Source organism: Stenotrophomonas sp. 59 (genome assembly GCF_030291095.1).
Classification (GTDB): domain Bacteria; phylum Pseudomonadota; class Gammaproteobacteria; order Xanthomonadales; family Xanthomonadaceae; genus Stenotrophomonas; species Stenotrophomonas maltophilia_Q.
Window position 1 is genome coordinate 64,107 of record NZ_CP127408.1, and the last position, 20,758, is coordinate 84,864.

Below are 20,758 nucleotides of genomic sequence, written 5' to 3' on the forward strand. Positions count from 1 at the left end.
TCATTTCCGCCCGCGAGAAGAGGATGCCCATCGTGAACGCCGCTGGCCTGCGTGCCGCCACCGCGGTCGTGGCCAGCCTGCTGTTGCCTGCCCTGGCCGCCGCTGCAGGTTGCAGGACGCCGCTACGCATTGCCTGGCCCGCCGACCGCGCGCCGCTGTCCTCCAGCGAGCAGGGCCAGCCGAGCGGGCTCAGCGCGGAGTACCTGAAGCTGCTGGGCAGGCAGCGGCCACTGCAGATGCAGCCATTGCCGGCCGCTGGCATCGCCGAAGGAACGGTGCCGCCCGGCATCCAGGCACTGCTGGGCTGGCCGCGCTCTCAGTTGCCAGAGGGCTGGGTGGCCAGTGCTCCCTATGTGCAGCTTCCACAGGTCATCGTCCGGCGCCGGGATGCATCGCCGGTGCTGGGCCTGGAAGCGCTGCGCGGACGCACCGTAGCCAGTCCCGACCCGCTGTCGCTGGTCGGGGCGCTGACCGAACAGGCACCTGGCGTGCAGGTGCTGCCCCCCGCCCCCATCGACGACGCCTTGTCACTGCTGGGCACGGGGCTGGTCGATGCCGTGGTCGCCAATCTTGGCGAGGTCGAGGCCGCGTTGCGCCACTATCAGGGCGAGCCGCTGGTAGTCGCCGCGCCGGCCGGAATCGTCGACGCACCAGTGCTGGCCACGGTGCAGGCCTGCGCCGACGTCATCCCGCTGTTCGAGCAGGCCGTGTCGCAACTGTCCGCGAACGATCGCGCGGCGATCCGCAGGGCCTGGTTGCCAGACCAGCCGCGACACCCGTCCTCGGCGTCCCCCTTGCGCTGGCTGGTGCCGGCCTCGCTGACCCTGCTGGCGCTCTTACTGGTGTACGCCTTCGGCTACTGGCGCGTGCATCGCGAGAGCGAGCGCCGCCGCGAGGCTGCGCAACGCCTGCAGGAGGTGACCTCGAACCTGCCAGCGGTGGTCTATCAGGCGCGCCGCTCCGCCACCGGCCGTTACAGCTTTCCCCAGATCGCAGGCGATGTGCAGGCGTTGTTCGGTATCAGCGTGGAAACCGCCCTGATCGATCAACAGCGCCTGCTGGCAGCGGTTCATCCCGATGATCGCTCGCGGTTGATGGACACCGTCGACGCCGCTGCCCTGGCGCGGGGCGCGATCGACGTCATTTTCCGCACGCGCTCGCCACAGGGCTGGCGTTGGGTCCACTCGCATGGACGGCCGCTGTCCCTGGACAGCAGCGACGTCGAGTGGAGTGGCTACTGGATCGACGTAAGCGAAGTGCAGTCGCGCACCCATGCGCTGGCCGAGGCACGCCATGCGGCCGAGCAGGCCGCGCTGGCCAAGACCCATTTCCTGGCAACCATGAGCCACGAGATCCGCACACCGATGAGCACCCTGCTGGGCATGCTCGAGCGGCTGGCGGGCAGCGATCTGGATCACCGCCAGCAACAGGTGCTGGTGACCGTAGGTGATGCTGCCCAGATGCTGCGGCAGATCCTGGACGATGTGCTGCACAGCCAACGGCTGCAGGCGCTGCCGCTGCAGCTGCGGCCCACGAGCGTGGCGGCACTGGTGCGTGCGGTGCAGCAGCTGCTGATGCCGGTGGCGGCCAGCCGGAGCCTGCATCTGCGGATCGAACTTGATCCGGAATTGCAGGCCGGATCGCTGGCCGACGGCCTGCGCCTGCGCCAGATCCTGTTCAATCTTGCCGGCAACGCGCTCAAGTTCACCGAGCATGGTGGCGTGGACCTGCAGGTGCGGGTGCTGCAGCAGCGCGATGGCGGCCAACGCCTTCGCCTGCAGGTAAGTGACAGCGGTCTGGGCATCAGTCCGGAACGGCAACAGGCGGTGTTCGCTGCCTACACGCAGGCCGAGGCATCGACAACGCGCCGTTTCGGCGGCAGCGGCCTGGGCCTGGCGATCTGCCGTGAACTGGCCGCATCGATGGAAGCAGAACTTTGCCTGCGCAGCACGCCGGGCAAGGGCACCACCGTGTGGCTGGAACTGGACCTGGACGCCTGTGAGTTGCCTGCGGAGGTGTTGCCGCTTCCCGCAGAGGCGGCGTGGCCACTGTCGTCGGCCCGGGTGCTGGTGGCTGAAGATCATCCCACCAACCTGCATCTGCTGGAGCAGCGGCTGCGCGACCTGGGACTGCAGGTGCACGCCTGCACCGATGGTCGCCAGGCCTTCGAGGCCTGGCAGGCGCGGGCGTTCGACCTGGTCATCACCGATTGCCACATGCCGCACATGGATGGCTTCGCCCTGGCACGGGCCATCCGTGCCGACGCCTGTGCGGTTCGCGCGCAGGTCCCGATCATCGCCCTCACGGCCAGCGTGCTGGACCGCACCCGCGAGGCCTGCCGCGAAGCGGGCATCGATCATTTCCTGGCCAAGCCGGTAGAGGCGCAGGAACTGCGTGGCTTGCTGGCCGTGCTGCTGGTGCCGGAATCAGTGCGCCAGTAGGCGGATGATGCTGGCGGCGGCATCGCGGCCTTCGGCCACGGCGGTCACCACCAGGTCGGCGCCACGCACTGCGTCGCCACCGGCGAACAGGCGTGGGTGCGCGGTCTGGAAGGGCAGGCGGTCCTTGCCCCCGGCCACGATGCGGCCGTTGGACTGGCCTTCCACGCCGTGTTCGGCCAGCCAGGCCGGTACGGTCGGCGAGAAGCCGAAGGCGATGATCACCACGTCCGCCTCCAGCAGTGATTCACTACCGTCGATCGGCACCGCATTCTGGCGGCCGTTGGCATCCGGCTCTCCCAGGCGGGTCTCGACCACGGTTACACCGATCACTTCGTCATCGGCACCGGCTTCGATCGACAGCGGCTGGCGGTTGAACAGGAAGCGCACGCCTTCCTCGCGCGCATTGGCGACCTCGCGCGCGCTGCCGGGCATGTTGGCCTCGTCGCGGCGATAGGCGCAGGTCACCTTGGCTGCGCCCAGCCGGACCGCGCTGCGCACGCAGTCCATGCCGGTATCGCCACCGCCGAGCACCACCACGCGCTTGCCGTTGAGATCGGGCAGGGCGATGGTGTCTTCCCAGCCGGCGATCGGCCGGCCCTTCGGATCATCACCACCGACGATGCGGCTGTTCTGCACCAGGAACGGCAACGCCGGCAGCACGCCTTTCAGGTCCTGCCCGTCGAGGCCACCGTCGGTATAGCGGTAGGCGCCGGTACCGACGAACACCGCATCGTGGCTGTCCAGCAACTGCTGCACGCTGAGGTCACGGCCGATCTCCACGCCGAGGCGGAACTGCACGCCCATGCCCTCGAGCACTTCGCGGCGGCGGTGGATCACGTCCTTGTCCAGCTTGAAGCTGGGAATGCCGAACTGCAGCAGGCCGCCGATCTGTTCGTAGCGGTCGTAGACCACCGCGGCAATGCCGGCGCGCGCCAGGCGGTCGGCACAGGCCAGCCCGGCCGGGCCGGCGCCGATCACCGCCACGCTGTGGCCGGTCGGCTGCACCGCGCCCAGGTCCGGACGCCAGCCCGTGGCCAGGGCGGTATCAACGATGTACTTCTCGACCGCGCCGATGGTGACCGCGCCGAATTCCTCCAGCGTGCAGCTGCCTTCGCACAGCCGGTCCTGCGGGCAGACGCGGCCGCACACCTCCGGCAGCGGGTTGGTGCTGTGGCACAGCGTGGCCGCTTCGTGGATGCGGTTTTCCTGCACCAGCTGCAGCCACTGCGGGATGGCGTTGTGCACCGGGCACTTCCAGCTGCAGTACGGATTGCCGCAGTCCAGGCAGCGGCCGGCCTGGTACTGGGCATCTTCCTTGCCGAATTTTCCGTACAGCTCACCCCAGTCGCCGGAGGTGCGCAGTTCCACCGGAATGCGCTGCGGCATGGTGCGAGGCAGGTCGAGGAACTGGAAGGCGTGCTTGCGGCTCATGGCGGGCTCTGTGGTGTTTTCCGGATGCCGGCCAGCGGCCGGCACTACAGCGGTGGGGAGGTCAGGGCGCCGGTTGCGGACGGCGCCCCGCCATGTCACGCCGCGCGGCGGAGGGTTTCGGTCAGCGACTCGATGCTGGCGGCCTTGGGTTTGACCAGCCAGAACTTGCCGATGTAATCGCGGAACTCGTCCAGGATCTGCTGCGCCCAGATGCTGCCGGTCAGCTCGCGGTGGCGGCCGATCAGGCGGTGCAGGTGCTGGCGGTAGTTCTCGAAGCCCTCGGCTGAGACGCGATGGATGTCGATCAGCTCGTGGTTGTAGCGATCGACGAAATCGCGGTCGACGTCCAGCACGTAGGCCAGGCCACCGGTGAAGCCGGCACCGAAGTTCAGGCCGACCTTGCCCAGTACCAGCACCACGCCGTCGGTCATGTACTCGCAGCAGTGATCACCGGCCCCTTCCACCACCGCCAGCGCGCCGGAATTGCGCACCGCGAAGCGCTCGCCCGCGCGGCCAGCAGCAAACAGCTCGCCCCCGGTGGCGCCGTACAGGCAGGTGTTGCCGATGATGGCGGTGCTGCGTGCCTCGAAGCGCGCGCCGCGCGGTGGGCGTACCACCAGGCGGCCACCGGCCATGCCCTTGCCGACGTAGTCGTTGGCTTCGCCTTCCACTTCCAGGTGCAGGCCGCCGACGTTGAAGGCACCGAAACTCTGTCCGGCACTGCCGCGGAAGCGCAGTTCCAGCGGCGCCTCGGTCATGCCCTGGTTGCCATGCGCGCGCGCCACGGCGCCAGCCAGGCGCGTGCCGATACTGCGGTCGGTGTTGTGGATCAGGAAGCGGTGTTCGCCGCCGCGCTTGTGTTCGATGGCCGGGGCCAGCAGGCCGTCCATCTGCGTGGCCAGGCTGTCCGGCGATTCGTACAGGCGCTGCGCGGCGCAGTGGCTGCCTTCGTAACGGGCATCGGCCAGCAGGCGCGACAGGTCCACGCGCACACCATCGCGCGGTGCGGCCTCGATCTGCCGCAGCAGGTCGGTGCGGCCGACGATCTCTTCCAGCGAACGCGCGCCCAGGTACGACAGCCAGCCGCGTACTTCCTCGGCCAGCAGGCGGAAGAAGTTCTCCACGCGCTCGGGCTGGCCGTTGAAGTGGTTCTCGCGCAGGCGGTCATCCTGGGTGGCCACGCCGGTGGCGCAGTTGTTCAGATGGCAGATGCGCAGGTACTTGCAGCCCAGCACGATCATCGGCGCGGTGCCGAAGCCGAAGCTGTCCGCACCCAGCAGCGCGGCCTTGACCACGTCCAGGCCGGTCTTCAGGCCACCATCGGTCTGCAGCAGGGTGCGCCCGCGCAGGTCGTTGGCCAGCAGCGCCTGGTGCGCTTCGGCCACGCCCAGTTCCCACGGCACGCCGGCATAGCGGATCGAGCTGACCGGCGAGGCACCGGTACCGCCGTCGTGGCCGGAGATGGTGATCAGGTCCGCACCGGCCTTGACCACGCCGGCGGCAATCGTACCCACACCGGCATGGCTGACCAGCTTCACCGACACCAGTGCGGTCGGGTTGACCTGCTTGAGGTCGTAGATCAGCTGCGCCAAGTCTTCGATGGAATAGATGTCGTGGTGCGGCGGCGGCGAGATCAGGCCGATGCCCGGGCGCGCATAGCGCAGGCGTGCGATCAGTTCGTTGACCTTGTGGCCCGGCAGCTGGCCGCCCTCGCCGGGCTTGGCGCCCTGCGCAACCTTGATCTGCAGCACCTCGGCGTTGACCAGGTATTCAGCGGTGACGCCGAAGCGGCCCGAGGCGACCTGCTTGATCTTGCTGCGCTTTGCGGTGCCATAGCGGGCGGGATCCTCACCGCCTTCGCCGGAATTGCTGCGGCCGCCGAGTCGGTTCATGGCAATGGCGAGGGCTTCATGTGCTTCCGGCGACAGTGCGCCCAGGCTGATCGCCGCGGTGTCGAAGCGCGGGAACAGGGCACTGGCAGGCGCCACTTCATCCAGCGGCACGGGCGTGGCCGCCGGCACCAGTTCCAGCAGGTCGCGCAGCGCCGACGGCGGCCGTGCATGCACGGCATCGCAGTACTGCTGCCACGCACGCGGGTCACCGCTGCGGGCCGCGCGCTGCAGGGTGGTGACCACGTCCGGGTTGTACATGTGGTACTCGCCGCCGTGCACGTACTTCAGCAGGCCGCCGACATCCACATCCTGCTGCGCGTCCCAGGCCTGCGCGCGGAGTTCGCGTGCATCGGCATCCAGGCGGGCGAAACCGGCGCCACCGATGCGCGAGGCGGTATCCGGGAAACACAGGTCCACAACTTCAGGTTCCAGGCCGATGATCTCGAACAGCTGCGCGCCGCGGTAGCTGGCCACGGTGCAGATGCCCATCTTCGAAATGATCTTCGACAGGCCCTTGTAGACGCCCTTGCGGTAGCGGCGGCCAATCTGCGACTGCTCACCGCCCTTGCTGAGCTTGAGGATGCCGCGGCGGCCGAGGTCGAACAGGGTCTGGTAGGCCAGGTACGGGTACACCGCGGTGGCGCCGAAGCCGAGCAGGCAGGCCATGTGGTGCGGGTCGCGCGCGGTGCCGGTTTCGACGATCAGGTTCACATCGCAACGCAGGCCCAGCCGCGAGAGGTGGTGATGGATGGCGCTGGTGGCGAGCAGCGCATGCACCATCGGCCGCGCGGCCACCGGGTAGCGGTCGGACAGCAGCAGCATCACCATGCCATCGCGTGCGGCCTGTTCGGCCTCGGCGCAGATGCGTTCGATGCCGGCGCGCAGGCCTTCGTCTTCGCTGTAGGACAGGTCGAGCAGGCGGTTGGCCTGCACGTACTGGTCCATCTTCAGCAGCTGGCGCAGCTTGCGCTGGCTCAGTACCGGCGAATTGAGGATGACGTGGTTCACCGTCTCCGGGCCGGCATGGAAGATGTTGGTCTCCTTGCCGAGCTGGGTGGACAGGGACATCGCGCAGTCTTCGCGCAGCGGGTCGATCGGCGGGTTGGTGACCTGCGCGAAGGCCTGGCGGAAATAGTCGTACAGCGGGCGGCTGCGCTGGCTCAGCACGGCCATCGGCGTGTCATCGCCCATCGAGCCGGTGGCTTCCTGCTCGGTCTCGGCCAGCGGCCGCAGCACCTGCTCCACTTCCTCGCTGCTGAGCTGGTACAGCTTGTGGTAGCTGCGCAGGGTGCCTTCGTCGAAGGGTTCTTCCACCAGCGACGGGTCGATCAGTTCGGTCTGCAGGTAGGTCACGCCCTGCTGCAGCCACTGCTTGTACGGCGCGCGGCCACGGTTGATGCGGTCCACCGCGTCGGAGTCGAGCAGGTCGCCGCGCTTGAGGTCGATGGCGACCATCTCGCCGGGCCCGAGCTTGCCCTTGCGCACCACGCGCTCGGTCGGCACTTCCCACACGCCGGCTTCGGAGGCGACCAGGAAGTGGCGGTCGGCAGTCAGCATCCAGCGCGCCGGGCGCAGGCCGTTGCGGTCGAGGGTACACACGGCGTAGCGGCTGTCACAGGCGACGATGCCGGCCGGGCCGTCCCATGGCTCGCTGTTCAGACCGTGAAACTCGTAGAAGGCCGCCAGGTCCGGATCCTTGAATTCCAGCGACTGCGTGGCCGGCGGCACCAGGATGCGCAGCGCCTGGATCAGCTCCATGCCACCGGCGACCATCAGCTCCAGCATGTTGTCCAGGCTCTGCGAATCCGAACCGTGCATGGAGATGACCGGGTCGAACTCGGCGATGTCGAAGCGCGGCGTCTTCCACACCTTGCTGCGCGCCTGCGCCCAGCGCCGGTTGCCTTCGATGGTGTTGATCTCGCCGTTGTGGGCGAGCATGCGGAACGGGTGTGCCAGTGGCCAGCGCGGCAGTGTGTTGGTGGAGAAGCGCTGGTGGAACACGATCGCGCTGGAGGCCAGTTCGCGGCGCTGCAGGTCCGGATAGAAGCGGCTGAGCTTGTCCGGCAGCACCATGCCCTTGTAGCTGATCGCATCCGGGGTGAGGGTGGTGACGTAGAAGTCGGCGTGTTCGCGCAGCTGCTGCTCGCTGCGGCGACGGGCCAGGAACAGCGCCAGCGCGAAGCCGGCATCGTCCTGGCCGACGCCGGCGTCGACGAACACCTGTTCGATGCGCGGCAGCGTGTCGCGCGCCAGCTGGCCGCAGACGCTGTCGTCGGTGGGTACCTGGCGCCAGCCGGCGACCTTGCAGCCCACCGCTTCCACCTGCGCCTGCAGCTGCGCGCGGCAGGCCTGTGCCGCGTCGGCATCGTGCGGCAGGAACACCAGGCCGGCAGCGAAGCGCGCGGTGGTGGCGATGCCGGCCTCGCTGGCCAGCAGTTTCAGGAACGCATCGGGGCGGCGCAGCAGCAGGCCGCAGCCATCGCCGGTCAGGCCGTCGGCGGCAACGCCACCACGGTGGGTCATGCGCGAAAGCGCGGCGATGGCGGTATCAACCAACAGGCGCGATGGTTGATCGTCGAGCTGGGCGACCATGCCAAATCCACAGGCATCGCGCTCGGAGCGCGGGTCGTAAAGCCCTTGGCGGTTGCGGGGGGCCATCTCTACCTCGATGCGTATAGGGTTGGCGGCGACACTCGTCCCCGCTCATTCCCTGGAGCGCATCGTGAGGCCACCGGATGCCTCGACTAGATCACAGGTTGCTGCAACGCCGCAATACACGGTTGCAGGTGCAACAGAACGCGCCGGCAACCCAATGCCGGCGCGGGGCCGGACTCAGCCGCAGCGTGCACCGCTGACCGCGCCCTTGTCGTCCACTTCGATGTTCAGGCGGTCGCCGAGGAACTCCATCGTGGCCACATCATTGGGCTTGAGCACGCGCACCTGGCTGGCGCCGGCATCTTCCTGCGCCTGCTTGCCGAGGGCATCGGTGTACGCTTGGCCGACCAGGCTCTGTACCTGGCTGGCATCGCAGGTGCCGACCGGCGGTGCCTCGGTGGCCTTGCCGGCGTCGTCGGCCGGTGCCTTGGCGGCCTCGGCGGCCTGCTGGGCATGGGCCGTGGCCGAATCCTGTTCATCCAGCGCCGGTGCCTGGCAGGCGGTCAGGGCCAGCACGGCCGGCAGCAACAGGACGGAGAGCGAACGGGCGCGAATCGGAAACGACATCATGACTCCGGAAGGGGTTGTGAAAGCCCGAGCATAGCGGCGAACCGACCCTCACGTGTTTGTCTTGTGTTATCGACAGGATCACTGCGCCGCACCGGTGACACTGGCGGACATGCCGACACCCGCCACTCCGGAACAACAGGCCGCGCGCGCTGCGGGCCTGCGCTATGTCGATGACACCCAGCCCGGCATCAGCCGCCGCCGCGCTGGCAAGGGCTTCAGCTACCGCGATGCCGATGGCCACGCGCTGCGCGATGCCACCACCCTGCAACGCATCCGTGCGCTGGCGATTCCGCCGGCCTACACCGCGGTGTGGATCTGCGCCCATGCCAATGGCCATCTGCAGGCAACCGGCCGCGATGCGCGCGGACGCAAGCAGTACCGCTACCATGCCGACTGGGCCAAGGAGCGCGATGCCGGCAAGTTCGACCGCATCATTGCCTTTGGTGAGGCCCTGCCTGCATTGCGGCGGCGGTTGTCGCGCGATCTCAAGCGGCCCGGCTTCCCGAAAGAGAAAGTGCTGGCCATGGTGGTCGCGCTGCTTGCCGATACGCTGGTGCGGGTCGGCAATGAAACCTATGCGCAGCAGAACCGTTCGTTCGGACTGACCACACTGCGCAACCGCCATCTGGAGCTGCTGCAGGGGGGCCGGGTGCGCATGCGTTTCCGCGGCAAGTCCGGGCAGCTGCAGGAGGTGACCGTGGGCGATCGCAGGCTGGGGCTGCTGGTGCGGCGCCTGCAGCAGTTGCCTGGCCAGGCCCTGTTCCAGTACCGCGATGACGACGGCGCGCCGCAGCCGGTGGATTCGGGTGCAGTGAACGACTACCTGCGCGAGGTGATGGGCGAGGACTTCACCGCCAAGGATTTCCGCACGTGGGGCGGCACCGTGGCGGCGGTGCAGGCGTTTGCCACCACCGAGCTGCCGGAGCCGGCCAGCCAGCGCGCGCTGGCGCAGGCACAGCGTGCGGTGGTGTGCGAGGTGGCAGCGCTGCTGGGCAACACGCCTGCGGTGTGCCGCAAGGCCTACATCGACCCGTGCGTGTTCGCCGGCTGGGAGCGCGGCGAACTGGCCTGGCTGGCCGGGCTGCGCGGGCCGCGCCAGTGGGAGCAGGCCACCCTGCGCGTGCTGCGCAGGGCACGCCGGCTCAGCCGCAGTAGATCGCGGTGATGTTGTTGGTGCGGCCCTTCTCGATGGTCAGGCGGTCGCCACCTTCGTGGGCCGGTGGCACCCGCGGGCCGTCGTGGCGCAGCACCCGCACGTGCAGGCTGTCGCTGTCCACGCGTGCCCGCGCCACGGTGGCGACCGAAGCGGCCAGGCCGAGTGCGCCGCGCACCATGTCGCTGTGGCACTGGCCGGAAATCACACCGTCGATCGGCTGCACCTGGGCCATGGGCGTACTGCTGCAGGCAGCGAGGGCAAGGCTGAGAGCGGTGGCGGCAATGGCAGGTTTCATGGAGGCGTTCCTTGTGTGGTTGCGTGAAGGGTGCGACGGCGTGCGTGGTGGCGGAATGAATGCCGTGCACATGCAGGACACGGCGCGCTCACTGCCGCCAACAGCGTAGATGGAGACACTGCAGGAGCGGCATGCGCCGCCCCCCGGTAGTGCCGGCCGCTGGCCGGCAGCCCGTTTGCCTCCCGAGGAGACTTCCATGGCCACCACCAAGAAGAAGACCCCCGCCCGCCGCAAGGCATCGCCGAAAGTGCGTAAAGGCAGCACCCCAACCAAGACGGTCGCCGACTCCGATCGCCCGCGCGTGGTGAAGACCGCATCCCGCAAGGCGGCAGCCAGTGATCCCCGCGCCGCCCGCGTTGCGGCCCGGCAGCGGCGCCTGCAGGACCAGGAGAAGGCCAAGGACGCCCGCGCGGCCAAGAAGGCAACGAAGAAGACAACAAAGAAAACCGCGACCCAGGCCGGTGCACGCCGCCAGCCGGAGGCGATGCCGGCGCAGCAGTTGGCCAAGCCCGGGCACGAACACGAACTAGAGCTGGCGCCGCGTTTCCTTGCACCCGATTACACCGGCAGCGGCAAGCTGCAGGGCATGCGTGCGATCGTCACCGGTGGCGATTCCGGCATCGGCCGCGCAGTGGCGGTGCTGTTTGCACGCGAAGGCGCCGACGTGGCGGTACTGCACCTGGACGAGGCCGAGGACGCGGACATCACCCGCCAGCACGTGGAGCGCGAAGGCGGTCGCTGCGTGGTGATCGCCGGTGATGTGCGCGATCCGCGCTTCTGCAACAAGGCGGTCAAGCAGGTGGCCAAAGCACTCGGCGGCATCGATATCCTGGTCAACAACGCCGCGTTCCAGCTGCATTGCGAGCGGCTGGAAGACCTGGAAGACGCGCATCTGCAGGAAACACTGCAGACCAACATCGGCGGTTATATCCAGATGGCGCGCGCGGTACTGCCGCATCTGGGCGAGGGTGCCAGCATCATCAACACCGGTTCGGAAACCGGCATTTTCGGCAGCAAGGCGCTGATCGACTACTCGGCCACCAAGGGCGCGATCCATGCGTTCACCAAGTCGCTGGCCAGCCAGCTGCTGCCACGTGGCATCCGGGTCAACTGCGTGGCGCCGGGGCCGGTGTGGACGCCGCTGAACCCGGCCGACAAGCCGGCGGAGGACGTGGCGGAGTTCGGCAAGGACAGCGACATGGGCCGGCCTGCACAGCCCGAAGAACTGTCGCCGGCCTACGTATTCCTGGCCTCGCCGGTCTGTGCCAGCTACATCAGTGGCGTGGTCCTGCCGGTGATGGGCGGGCCTCGAGGCTGAACAGGCCTATTGCGTGGCGTCTGCTGAATGGGGCTTCGCGCAGGTGTGTGGTGTGTGTCAAAGGCTGCGCCGGTGTGGTGGGGTAGGCTGGACTTCCACACCGATCACGTTCAAGGAAAGATCATGCCGGAGATGGATATCAACGCAGCGGCCGATGAAGTCGTCGCCCTGCTGCGGCAGAACGACGCCCGTGGCGCGGCCGCGCGCCTGGAGGCCCTGCACAACGGCCAGAGTGCGGTGGTGCAGGAATCGCTGGATCGCTACATCGCGGCGCGTGGCGCCACCGAGCTTGAGGCGCTGCGACGGAGCGGTGGCGTGTCCGCCGCGGATGCGGCCACGGTCAACCCGATGCTGGATCGCCTGGGTGAGGCGACGCGCCCTCCGCGCATGCCCGATGCAGCAGAGACCGCAGGCCTGAGCCAGGCCCAGCAGTACGACGTATACGGCAGCATCGTGGCCCAGCGCGGCAACGCCGCGGCGAACGATGCGATGGCCACCCAGGATCGCGTGGTGCTGGGGTTGCGTGATGAGAACCGCACCACCGAGGCACGCGGGCGTGGTGTCTACGACGACCGCATCGTGGTGCTGTGGAAGGATGCGCAGGGCCACGGCCATGTGCGCGAGTTCAACCAGGCCACGACAGAGCCGACGGCCCAGTACGACGGTCACGCCAAGACCACGCCACGCAGCCCCGGTTTCGGCAACGTGGCGCCGCGTACCAAGACCGAGGGCGAGGACGTCAACGGCGACCGGGTCAAGGATCTTGGACGGTTGGGCGAAGGCACCACCGAGATGCGCGCGACCACGCATCCGCGCAACGGCCATCCCGATGAGTTCGCGTTGCGTCCTTCGCAGGCGGCCATCACCGCCGGCGCTGGCCGGGTGGAGCGCGACAGCAATGGTGACGGCTGGTTCGATGCCCGCGATACCCAGGGCGTGCAGGACCTCAACGACACCTTCAAGATCCATCGTGGCAGCCGGTCCAACACCGATTCGGCGGGCTGCCAGACCATCGGCGGCGGCGAGTACGACGACTTCGTGGCGACGGTACGCGGCACCCCTGGGCAGAACCGTTGGCAGTATGTGCTGACCTCGGTTGCGCCGGGCCAGGCGCGCGAGCTGGGACAGGACACGCCGCTCGCGGCCAACGACGATCCCCGGCAGCCGCAGCATCGCGACCATGCCCTGCAGCAGCAGATCAGCACGCACCTGCAGGCCTTGGGCGGACGCTATGCCGAGCATGCCGATGAATACAGCCTGGTGATGCTGCGCGAAGCGAAGGCCGCAGGCATCACCCGGGTCGACCAGATCGTGGCCAGCAATCCCAGTGGTGGCCGCGCTGCGGGCGAGACACTGTTCCTGGTGCAGGGCAGTCCGGGCGATCCCGCGGCAGTGCGCGCAGGCGTCAACGCGGCCGAGGTGCGCGAGACGGCAGTGGAAATCAGCCTGCGCCAGCTGCAGCAGCAAGCGCGCGAACAGGGTGCACCGGCACCGGCGCCTGCACAGCAGCAGGAAGCGCCGGCGATGGGAGGGCGCTGAACGATGGTCCGTCTACCATTGATGTCCGGTCTGCCGTTGGTGTTGCTGCTGGCGTGCAGCGCGTGTGCACCCGCCGGCGAGCACACCGCTGCAGCCCCGGTTGCCGCGCCCGCAGTGGCAACCGCCGCGCAATCTTCTTCGCCCGATCGCGGCTTGCCGGCGCTGCCGGAAGGATCCGGCAGCGCGCATGCCGGTGGCCGTCACGGCGCGCTGCCCGAGCCCGCCCGTCGGGTACTGCAGCAGCTGAAGTGCGACGTCGCCGGTGCGCACGACGCGTTGGTGGTATCGATTCCAGGGCAGCAGGGCGGGTCCGACGTCATGGTGACCGACCAGAGTGGACCGCGCTTCCGCTACTGGTTGCGCTCGTTCTCCGGCGGTGGCGGCAAAACCGGCTATCTGGTGCAGTTGAAGGGGTGCCCGGCCAGCACGACCGGCATGCGTGCCTATATCGCTGAGGGAACCGGACCGCTGCAGGACATCACCGACGCACTGCTGGCGCAGGCCAGCCTGCCGGATGCCACGGCACTGGCGGCTTACCAGGACAAGGGCGCGGGTGAACTGTTTGCTTTCACCGGGCAGCTGGACAAGGTGCCGGTACTGCGCTGGGTGCTCGAAGCTGATCCAGAACAGCCGCTGGCCGAGGATGCGCGCACCTTCGACCATGGCAACGCCGTGCATGCCGGATTCCTGCGCTGGAACCAGGATCATTTCGAGGTGACGCAGACCCTCCCCGCGGCACTATGGCCGTGCAACGATGGACCGTTGCTGCCCTGCACGGGCGACCGCTTTGTCATCGGCCGCTGAGGCAGCACCGGCATGGAAGTCGGCGATACGTGGAATGAAGCGCTGCGGATTGGCGCCGACCAGGTTGGTCAGCACCACCACTGCCACGCCGCGTTCGGGATAGACCACGAACGCCGAGCGCGCGCCGCCGATGCCGGCCACCTGCAGGTCGGGCGCTGCCTGCAGCACTGGCCAGCCGCCCGCCCACGGACCAGCGCGGCCGTCGGCCAGGCGCTCGGCCGACCACATGCGTGCACGCGCGGCGTCACCCAGCAGGCGGCCTTCGGTCAGCGCGACCAGCCAGCGTGCGGTGTCGTCGGCGGTGGTGAGGATGCCGCCGCCGGCCCACAGTGAGGGCGGTATGTCGTAGAACCAGTGCGACAGGCGTGGCGGCGTATTGGCCGCATCGGTCGCGCGCGGCGCCAGGCTGTACATCGTCGCCACATCCGGAACCAGGTCGTAGCTGTCACCGAAGGTGGTGCGCGCCATGCGTGCGCTGCTGAACTGGGCGGTGGCGAGGAACCGCTCGTAGGGCATGCCTGATTGCCGCGCGATGATCCGCGCCAGCAGCACGTAGTTGGTCTGGTTGTAGGCAAAGCGCTGCCCGGGTGCGGCTTCGACCGGGCGGGTGGTGACCGCCGTCCATGCCTGCGCTTCGGACCCACCGCCCAGCAGCCCCTTCGCATCGAGGATGTCCGGAAGGCCGGAGGTGTGGGCCAGCAGCTGGCGCAGGCGCACGTCTTTCCATGCCGCAGGAAGATCATCCAGGTAGCGCGAGGCCGCCGCGTCCAGATCCAATCGCCCCTGTTCTGCCAGCTGTGCGATGGCCACCCCGGTGAACGCCTTGGTGGCGGAGTTGAGCGGGAAGCGGGTGTCGCGTGAGGCGAGCACGCCGTTCTCCACGTTGGCCAGCCCGTAGGCTTCGGACAACACGATCTGGCCCTCCTTGACCACTGCGATCTGCAGCCCGGGAATGCGCTCATCGCGCATGATCTGCCGGATCAGGCGCCGGGTCTGGTCGTTGGCCCTGTCCTGGTTGGCGGACACGGTGGGCAGGGGCAGGGCGGCGAACGGCAGGGCGCTGATGAGCATGAGCACGACTCGAAGCGTTGGGCGGAACATGCGGGATTCCGGCGGGCGTCGAGGATCTGATGCTGTGGTCGCGGAAAAGGTTTAAGCGGAACCTGCGTCGCGCGGGCAGGCTCCGGGCCGGCATGCAGGGCGTGCACGCGGCTAGCGGATGCGGGAGGGCGACCGTCCGAACTGCCGCTTGAACGCGGCGCTGAAGCTGCTGGTATGGGCGTACCCGGCGAGGCTGGCCGCCACGTCCACCGATACCCGGCGCTGCAGCAGCGCATCGTGCGCCCGTTGCAGGCGCAGTGCACGCAGCCAGGCAGCGATGCTGCTGCCGTGCAATTGCTGGAAGGCGCCTTGCAGGTCGACGGCGTTGGTCCCCAGCCTGCGTGCCATCTGGTTGATGGTCAGGCCATCGGCTTCGCCGCTCTGCAGCCACTGCTGCAGCTGGTCCACGCAACGCCGCAGATGCGCGCTGGGGACTGGCGCGTCGCGTTCGGCGACCACGGATCGGATCACGCTGGCCGCGACTTCCAGCGCAAAGCTCTCGCGCTGCAGGCTGGCCAGCAGAGGCGGCTCGGCCGCTTCCGTGCCGAACAACGCAGCGGCTCGCCGCAGCAGCGGCGCAGGCGGCTGCCACGCCTGGTTGCGCGCGTGGCTCAGGCGCAGGCGGCTGAGTCCGGCCGATGCAATGCCATCGAGCTGGCGCGACAACCAGTCCTGGCTGAGGTGCAGGCTGACCTTGGTTTCCTCGCGACCCGCCTGCCAATGGCGCTGGAACGCTTCTTCCTCGCGAAGGTGGACCAGCATCGCCGGGCTCCCGGTGCGGCGGCTGTCCATGGCCAGCCGCTGGCGGGCGATGTCCACCTCGGCCTGTCCCTTCAGCAGGAAACTGGCGGTGAGGCCCGCAGGCAGGCAGTTGTGGCTGCGGCCGCCGACCATGTCCCGGCTGCGGCTGAGATAGAGCACCAGGCCGCAGTCCATCGACTGCACCTGCTGCCAGCCGGCCAGCACCGGCAGCGCGTCGGGAAGGCCCGATTCAAAGTCGACCCGGCCGCCCAGCGCGTGCGCGGCGCTCATCAGTTCGGCGCAGGAATAGACCTGCATGCAAGGCACCCACGAATGCTGTCGTGCCTAAATTTTCTTTCGTCGCGCCTAAACTTTCAATGGTATTGCAAATTATTCTCATTTGCGGGGTGGTCGCTGCCCCTTTCCCTGTTCAGCAACAAGGTCGATGGCAATGGGTCTGGTGATCAACGAGGCGGTGGTCCTGCGCGCCGTCTTCCACGGGGCGGTGGATGCGGACCAGATCCGGTACTGGCTGGACCGTGTGCAGGCGCTGATCGCGGCCCGCCGTCCCTTCTACTTCGTCGCCACCACCGCGCCCGGCGCCACCTTCTGCGATGACTACCGTGCCCTGCAGGCGGTCTGGTACAAGCAGTACAAGGCCGCCTTCCGGCAGTACTGCCAAGGCCTGGTACGCATCGCCAGCAGCGCCGCCGAGCAGCTGCGGCTGGATACGCCAGCGCTGCACGCGGCCTGGGCCGTACCCTACTTCGTCACCACCGATGCCGGCGCGGGCATGCGCTGGATTGGCGAGCAGCTGGAGCAGGCCGATGCGCACTGAGCGTGCCGCCGCGTCGCCGTTCGGACTGGGCGTGATCGTTGCGCTGTACATGGCACATGCATTGCCCCTGTACTTCTACAACGTTGCGGTGCCGGCCATCCTGCGCAGCCAGGGCGTGGATCTGCGCTGGATCGGCATGCTGTCGCTGCTGTACCTGCCGTGGGCGCTCAAGTTCCTGTGGGCGCCGCTGGTCGACCGCTGGCACCTGCCGGCCCTGGGCCGGCGCCGCAGCTGGCTGTGGCTGACCCAGTTGCTGCTGCTGTCCGGAATACTGGTGCTGGCCTTCACCGGCCTGGACCATGGCCTGACAGTGTTCGTGCTGGTCGGCATGTGGATCTCGACCATCGCCGCTACCCAGGACATCGCCATTGACGGCTACACCGTGGAGGCGCTGGCACCCGCCGAGCACCGGCTGGGCAGCATGGCGCAGAGCGTCGGCGTGGCCCTGGGCAGCATGATCGGTGGCGCCGGTGTGCTGTGGCTGTATGAAACCCGTGGCTGGAACGTGGCCCTGCTCAGCCTGGCTGCGATGAGCGCGCTGACCCTTCTGGCGGTACAGCAGATCAATGAAACGCCGGCCAGGCCCGATGCGCCGCGACCCAGCGTCCTGCGCGCGCTGCGCCGCCAGGAGCTGCGCTGGGCGCTGTTGCTGATCGTGCTGTACCGGGTGGTCGAAGCACCGGCCATGGCCATGATCAATCCGCTGCTGGTGGACCAGCAGTTCAGCCTGACCGAAATCGGTTTGCTGATCTCGGTCGGGGGCGCCGGTACCGGCATGCTGGCAGCCGTTGCGGCAGCGTGGCTGCTCAAGCATCGGCGCGCCGAGCAGCTGCTGATGCATGCCGGCTGGTGGCGCACAGCGCTGTATGTGTTGCTGGCGCTGATGCTCTACAGCGGCGCGGTGGCAACGTCACGGCTTGGTCTGGGCGCGCTGGTGATCGCCCTGCTGGCCCTGCGCTATGTGGCGATGACAAGCCTGTACGCCTTGTTCATGAGGGTCAGTTCGCGGCAACAGGCGGGCACCGATTTCACCCTGCTGGTGTGCTTCGAGCTGCTGGTCAATTTCATCGGTGGCGCATTGTCCGGCTTCCTCGCCAAGGGCATGGGCTTCCCCACCTACTACATCGCGCTGGCGACGGTTTCGGCGCTTGGACTGCTGTTGTGCGGGCCGCTGATGCGCCGCTTCGCAGCACCCACGAACTCCCCCTGATACGCAACGAGGACACCATGCGGCATACCGCAGCAACCCTTCCGCTGGCCATGCTGGCGCTGGCCATCAGTGGCCAGCTGGCGGCGCAGAATGCGTCCGCTACGACCGGCACCCGGCAACTGGATGCGGTCAGCGTCACCGCCGTGCGAGGTGCACGCAGCGTGGCCGAGATTGCCGGCACTGTGTATGCCATTGAACGCGAGCAGATTTCCCAGCAGATCACCGCCGGGCGCAGCACCGCCGATATCCTCGGCCAGCTGGTGCCGTCGCTGGCGCCGGCCAGCGGGACCACCAGCAACTACGGCATGACCATGCGCGGCCGCAGCGTGCAGGTGATGATCGATGGCGTACCGCTGACCGGCGCGCGCGATGGATCGCGCCAGCTCAACAGCATCTCTCCGACCATGATCGAGCGCATCGAGGTGATCTCCGGCGCCACCGCGCTGTACGGCGCCGGTGCCAGCGGCGGCATCATCAACATCATCACCCTGCAGCCCGGCGAGCAGCCGGTGCAGCTGGCCAGCCAGTTCGGTCTGCGCAGTCCGTCGCACCTGTCCAGTGACACATTGGCCTGGAATGCAGCCCAGACCATGACCGTGCGCGGCGAGCAGTTCAGTGGCGCGTTCGGTTTCGCCTATGGCCGGCAGGGCGCCTCGCTGGATGCGCATGGCCGCCGCATCGGCCCGGAGATCGCGCAGACCGATCGCCAGGACACCGAGACGCGGGAGCTCAATGCGCGCTTGGACTGGACCCCGACGGAAAGCCAGCAGTTCAGCGTCGGTGTCCGCTGGTTCGACGATCAGCAGGACAGCGATCATGGCCCCGACTATGGCCCGCGCCTGGCGGCACTGCTCAGCCCGGCCCATGCCCCGAGCCACCAGGCGCTGCCGGGCCTGCAGCTGGAGGCACAGCCACGTACGCGCCATCAGGGAGTCAACGCGCAGTACCGCAACCGCGACGTGCTGGGCGGGCAGGAACTGAGCATGGAAGCCTATTACCGCAACGAGCAGGGGCGCTGGTTCCCGTCGGTGTCGACCCTGGTGCACCCCGCGCTGCGCGGGGGCTTCGCCTATGTGGCGATGCAGTCCAACACCAACATTGATGTCTGGGGCCTGCGCAGCGCGCTGCACAAGGATTTCCAGGTCGGTGGCCGCAGCCTGCAACTGTCGTATGGCGTAGACCATGAACGCGAGCAGGATCGCCAGCGTGGTCAGATGTATGACATCAATCGCTTCATCGCCAGCAATGGCCTCGATTACCAGCCCACGGCGCAGTACGCGATGGGGCCGGACGTGAGCGTGGATACCACCGGCCTGTTCCTGCAGGCCGATCATTCGCTGGGTGAGCGCTTCAGCGTACAGGCCGGCGTGCGCCACCAGATCCTGCGCAATCGCGTAGAAGACTCGCTTCCCTACACCGAAGCGATCACCGCCGACGCCGTTGCCGGGTATCAGCCGCGCCTGCTGCAGGGCGGCCGCGTGCGCCACTCGCAGACCCTGTTCAATGCCGGTGTTGTGTACCGGCTGGATGCATCGCAACAGCTGTTCGCCAACGTCTCGCAGGGCTTCAGCCTGCCCGACACCCAGCGCATGCTGCGCGACGTACCGGCAAGCTTCGTCATCGACAGCCGCAACATCGGTCCGATCAAGGTCGACAGCTACGAGCTGGGCTGGCGCCGCAGCGATGCATCGCTGCAGAGTGCGGTGACCGCGTTCTACAACCGTTCGGACAAGACCGTGCAGTTCAACCGCGACTACAGCGTGTCGGTGGCCGACACCGACGAGCGGGTGTGGGGCGTGGAGGCCAACCTGCGCTACACGCCAGCCACGCAGCTGGAACTGGGCGCCAGCCTTGCCAGCACCCGGGGCCAGTACCGCGACGCTGCCGGACGCTGGCGCGAGCTCAATGCGTTCCGCGTTTCGCCGCTGAAGGCCGGTGTGCATGGGCAGTGGCGCTTCGCCAATGACAGCCTGCTGCGGCTGCAGGGGCAGGTGGTGGGCGGAACCGATCGCGCCTGGCGTGATGCACCAGCTGCTGCGATCAGCCCGAGCATCCGCGCAACCCCGGCCGCGAAGATCCACGGCTATGCGGTGTTCGACCTGATCGGCGAAGTACCGGTGGCTGGAGGACGCTTGAGCGCTGGCATCTACAACCTGGCTGATCGTGACTACCGCACGGTCTATGGCCAGCAGGCCGAGGCGACCTACGGAAAGATGTCCAGCCTGCCGGCCGCGGGGCGGACCTTCTCGATCGGGTACCGGGTGGAGTACTGAGGGAGGCGAGCACCGCCTACCGTTCGTCGGCCCATGACTTCCGGGGGGTTGACTACAGTTGTCGTCACGCAGAAAGTGACGACACGTGTAGTCAAGGGAGTGGTGTCATGCGTGGCAAGACCATCGGGGACCAGGAGCTGGCCCTGCTGCAGTACATCGATGAACATGCGCCGGCCAGCGTCGGCGAGGTCGCCAGTGGCTACGGGGAGGCCCGTGGCCTGGCCCGTTCCACCGTGCTGACGATGATGGAGCGGCTGCGGGCGAAGGGGTATCTTCAGCGCCAGCAGCAGGACGGCGTCTACCGCTACCAGGCCACCCGTGGCCCGCAGAGCGTGCTGCAGGGTGCCGTGGCCCAGTTCGTCGACAACACCCTGCAGGGTTCGGTGTCGCCGTTCGTGGCCTACCTGTCGCAGCGCCAGCAGGTCAGCGACAACGAGCTGGCCGAGCTGGAAGCGCTGGTCGCCCAACTCCAATCGCGTCGCCACGAGGGCTGA

At 68.1% G+C, this 20,758-nt stretch carries 15 protein-coding genes; 9 read left to right on the plus strand and 6 right to left on the minus strand.

Translation table 11 applies throughout. From position 1 onward, the window contains the following. Positions 1-23 precede the first annotated feature (23 nt). Positions 24-2,441, plus strand: coding sequence for a response regulator (locus QP552_RS00290; RefSeq protein WP_286074639.1), 2,418 nt, complete (start codon positions 24-26; stop codon positions 2,439-2,441). Here the strand turns inward: QP552_RS00290 and QP552_RS00295 are convergent. The 3 genes from QP552_RS00295 to QP552_RS00305 all read right to left on the minus strand — a co-directional run bounded on the left by QP552_RS00295 (position 2,427) and on the right by QP552_RS00305 (position 8,986). Then, the gene (locus QP552_RS00295) at positions 2,427-3,872 is read right to left on the minus strand and encodes an FAD-dependent oxidoreductase (protein ID WP_106550574.1); all 1,446 of its coding nucleotides are present in this window, start codon (positions 3,870-3,872) and stop codon (positions 2,427-2,429) included. The genes QP552_RS00290 and QP552_RS00295 overlap by 15 nt on opposite strands. A 95-nt stretch (positions 3,873-3,967) precedes the next feature. Beyond that, positions 3,968-8,422, minus strand: coding sequence for a glutamate synthase large subunit (gene gltB, locus QP552_RS00300; RefSeq protein WP_286074640.1), 4,455 nt, complete (start codon positions 8,420-8,422; stop codon positions 3,968-3,970). A gap of 174 nt (positions 8,423-8,596) precedes the next feature. Then, a complete protein-coding gene (locus tag QP552_RS00305; RefSeq protein WP_099552806.1) occupies positions 8,597-8,986 on the minus strand; it encodes an I78 family peptidase inhibitor in 390 nt (129 codons plus the stop codon). 112 nt (positions 8,987-9,098) lie between these two features. On the opposite strand from QP552_RS00305, the gene QP552_RS00310 reads away from it, so the two are divergent. After that, positions 9,099-10,154, plus strand: a complete 1,056-nt coding sequence (locus QP552_RS00310) for a DNA topoisomerase IB (protein WP_286074641.1) — start codon at positions 9,099-9,101, stop codon at positions 10,152-10,154. Here QP552_RS00310 and QP552_RS00315 read toward each other — a convergent pair. Beyond that, complete coding sequence (locus QP552_RS00315) at positions 10,132-10,440, minus strand: hypothetical protein (RefSeq protein WP_286074642.1); 309 nt, start codon at positions 10,438-10,440, stop codon at positions 10,132-10,134. The two genes, QP552_RS00310 and QP552_RS00315, sit on opposite strands and share 23 nt — an antisense overlap. A 196-nt stretch (positions 10,441-10,636) precedes the next feature. Between QP552_RS00315 and QP552_RS00320 the strand changes: the two genes are divergently transcribed. From QP552_RS00320 to QP552_RS00330, 3 genes are all read left to right on the plus strand, one after another. Beyond that, positions 10,637-11,758: an SDR family oxidoreductase gene (locus QP552_RS00320; protein WP_111113219.1), complete on the plus strand. Its 1,122-nt coding sequence runs from the start codon at positions 10,637-10,639 to the stop codon at positions 11,756-11,758. A 123-nt stretch (positions 11,759-11,881) separates the two neighbouring features. Beyond that, a complete protein-coding gene (locus QP552_RS00325) occupies positions 11,882-13,297 on the plus strand; it encodes an XVIPCD domain-containing protein (protein WP_286074643.1) in 1,416 nt (471 codons plus the stop codon). A 21-nt stretch (positions 13,298-13,318) separates the two neighbouring features. After that, positions 13,319-14,101 carry a hypothetical protein gene (locus QP552_RS00330; protein WP_258394068.1) on the plus strand — a complete coding sequence of 261 codons (783 nt, stop codon included), beginning with the start codon at positions 13,319-13,321 and terminating at the stop codon, positions 14,099-14,101. Here QP552_RS00330 and QP552_RS00335 read toward each other — a convergent pair. Then, on the minus strand, positions 14,036-15,172 hold the full coding sequence (locus tag QP552_RS00335; protein ID WP_286074644.1) for a serine hydrolase domain-containing protein: 1,137 nt from the start codon (positions 15,170-15,172) through the stop codon (positions 14,036-14,038). The genes QP552_RS00330 and QP552_RS00335 overlap by 66 nt on opposite strands. Positions 15,173-15,313: 141 nt before the next feature. Continuing rightward, positions 15,314-16,261 carry an AraC family transcriptional regulator gene (locus QP552_RS00340; RefSeq protein ID WP_111113222.1) on the minus strand — a complete coding sequence of 316 codons (948 nt, stop codon included), beginning with the start codon at positions 16,259-16,261 and terminating at the stop codon, positions 15,314-15,316. A gap of 127 nt (positions 16,262-16,388) precedes the next feature. Here QP552_RS00340 and QP552_RS00345 point away from each other — a divergent pair, with 127 nt between their 5' ends. The 4 genes from QP552_RS00345 (at position 16,389) to QP552_RS00360 (ending at position 20,758) form a co-directional block, all read left to right on the plus strand. After that, complete coding sequence (locus tag QP552_RS00345; RefSeq protein WP_258394069.1) at positions 16,389-16,781, plus strand: hypothetical protein; 393 nt, start codon at positions 16,389-16,391, stop codon at positions 16,779-16,781. Beyond that, a complete protein-coding gene (locus QP552_RS00350) occupies positions 16,771-17,991 on the plus strand; it encodes an MFS transporter (RefSeq protein WP_286074645.1) in 1,221 nt (406 codons plus the stop codon). Before QP552_RS00345 ends, QP552_RS00350 begins: the two co-directional genes overlap by 11 nt. 17 nt (positions 17,992-18,008) lie before the next feature. Beyond that, positions 18,009-20,264, plus strand: coding sequence for a TonB-dependent receptor (locus QP552_RS00355; protein WP_286074646.1), 2,256 nt, complete (start codon positions 18,009-18,011; stop codon positions 20,262-20,264). A gap of 107 nt (positions 20,265-20,371) precedes the next feature. Next, complete coding sequence (locus QP552_RS00360) at positions 20,372-20,758, plus strand: BlaI/MecI/CopY family transcriptional regulator (RefSeq protein ID WP_049430885.1); 387 nt, start codon at positions 20,372-20,374, stop codon at positions 20,756-20,758.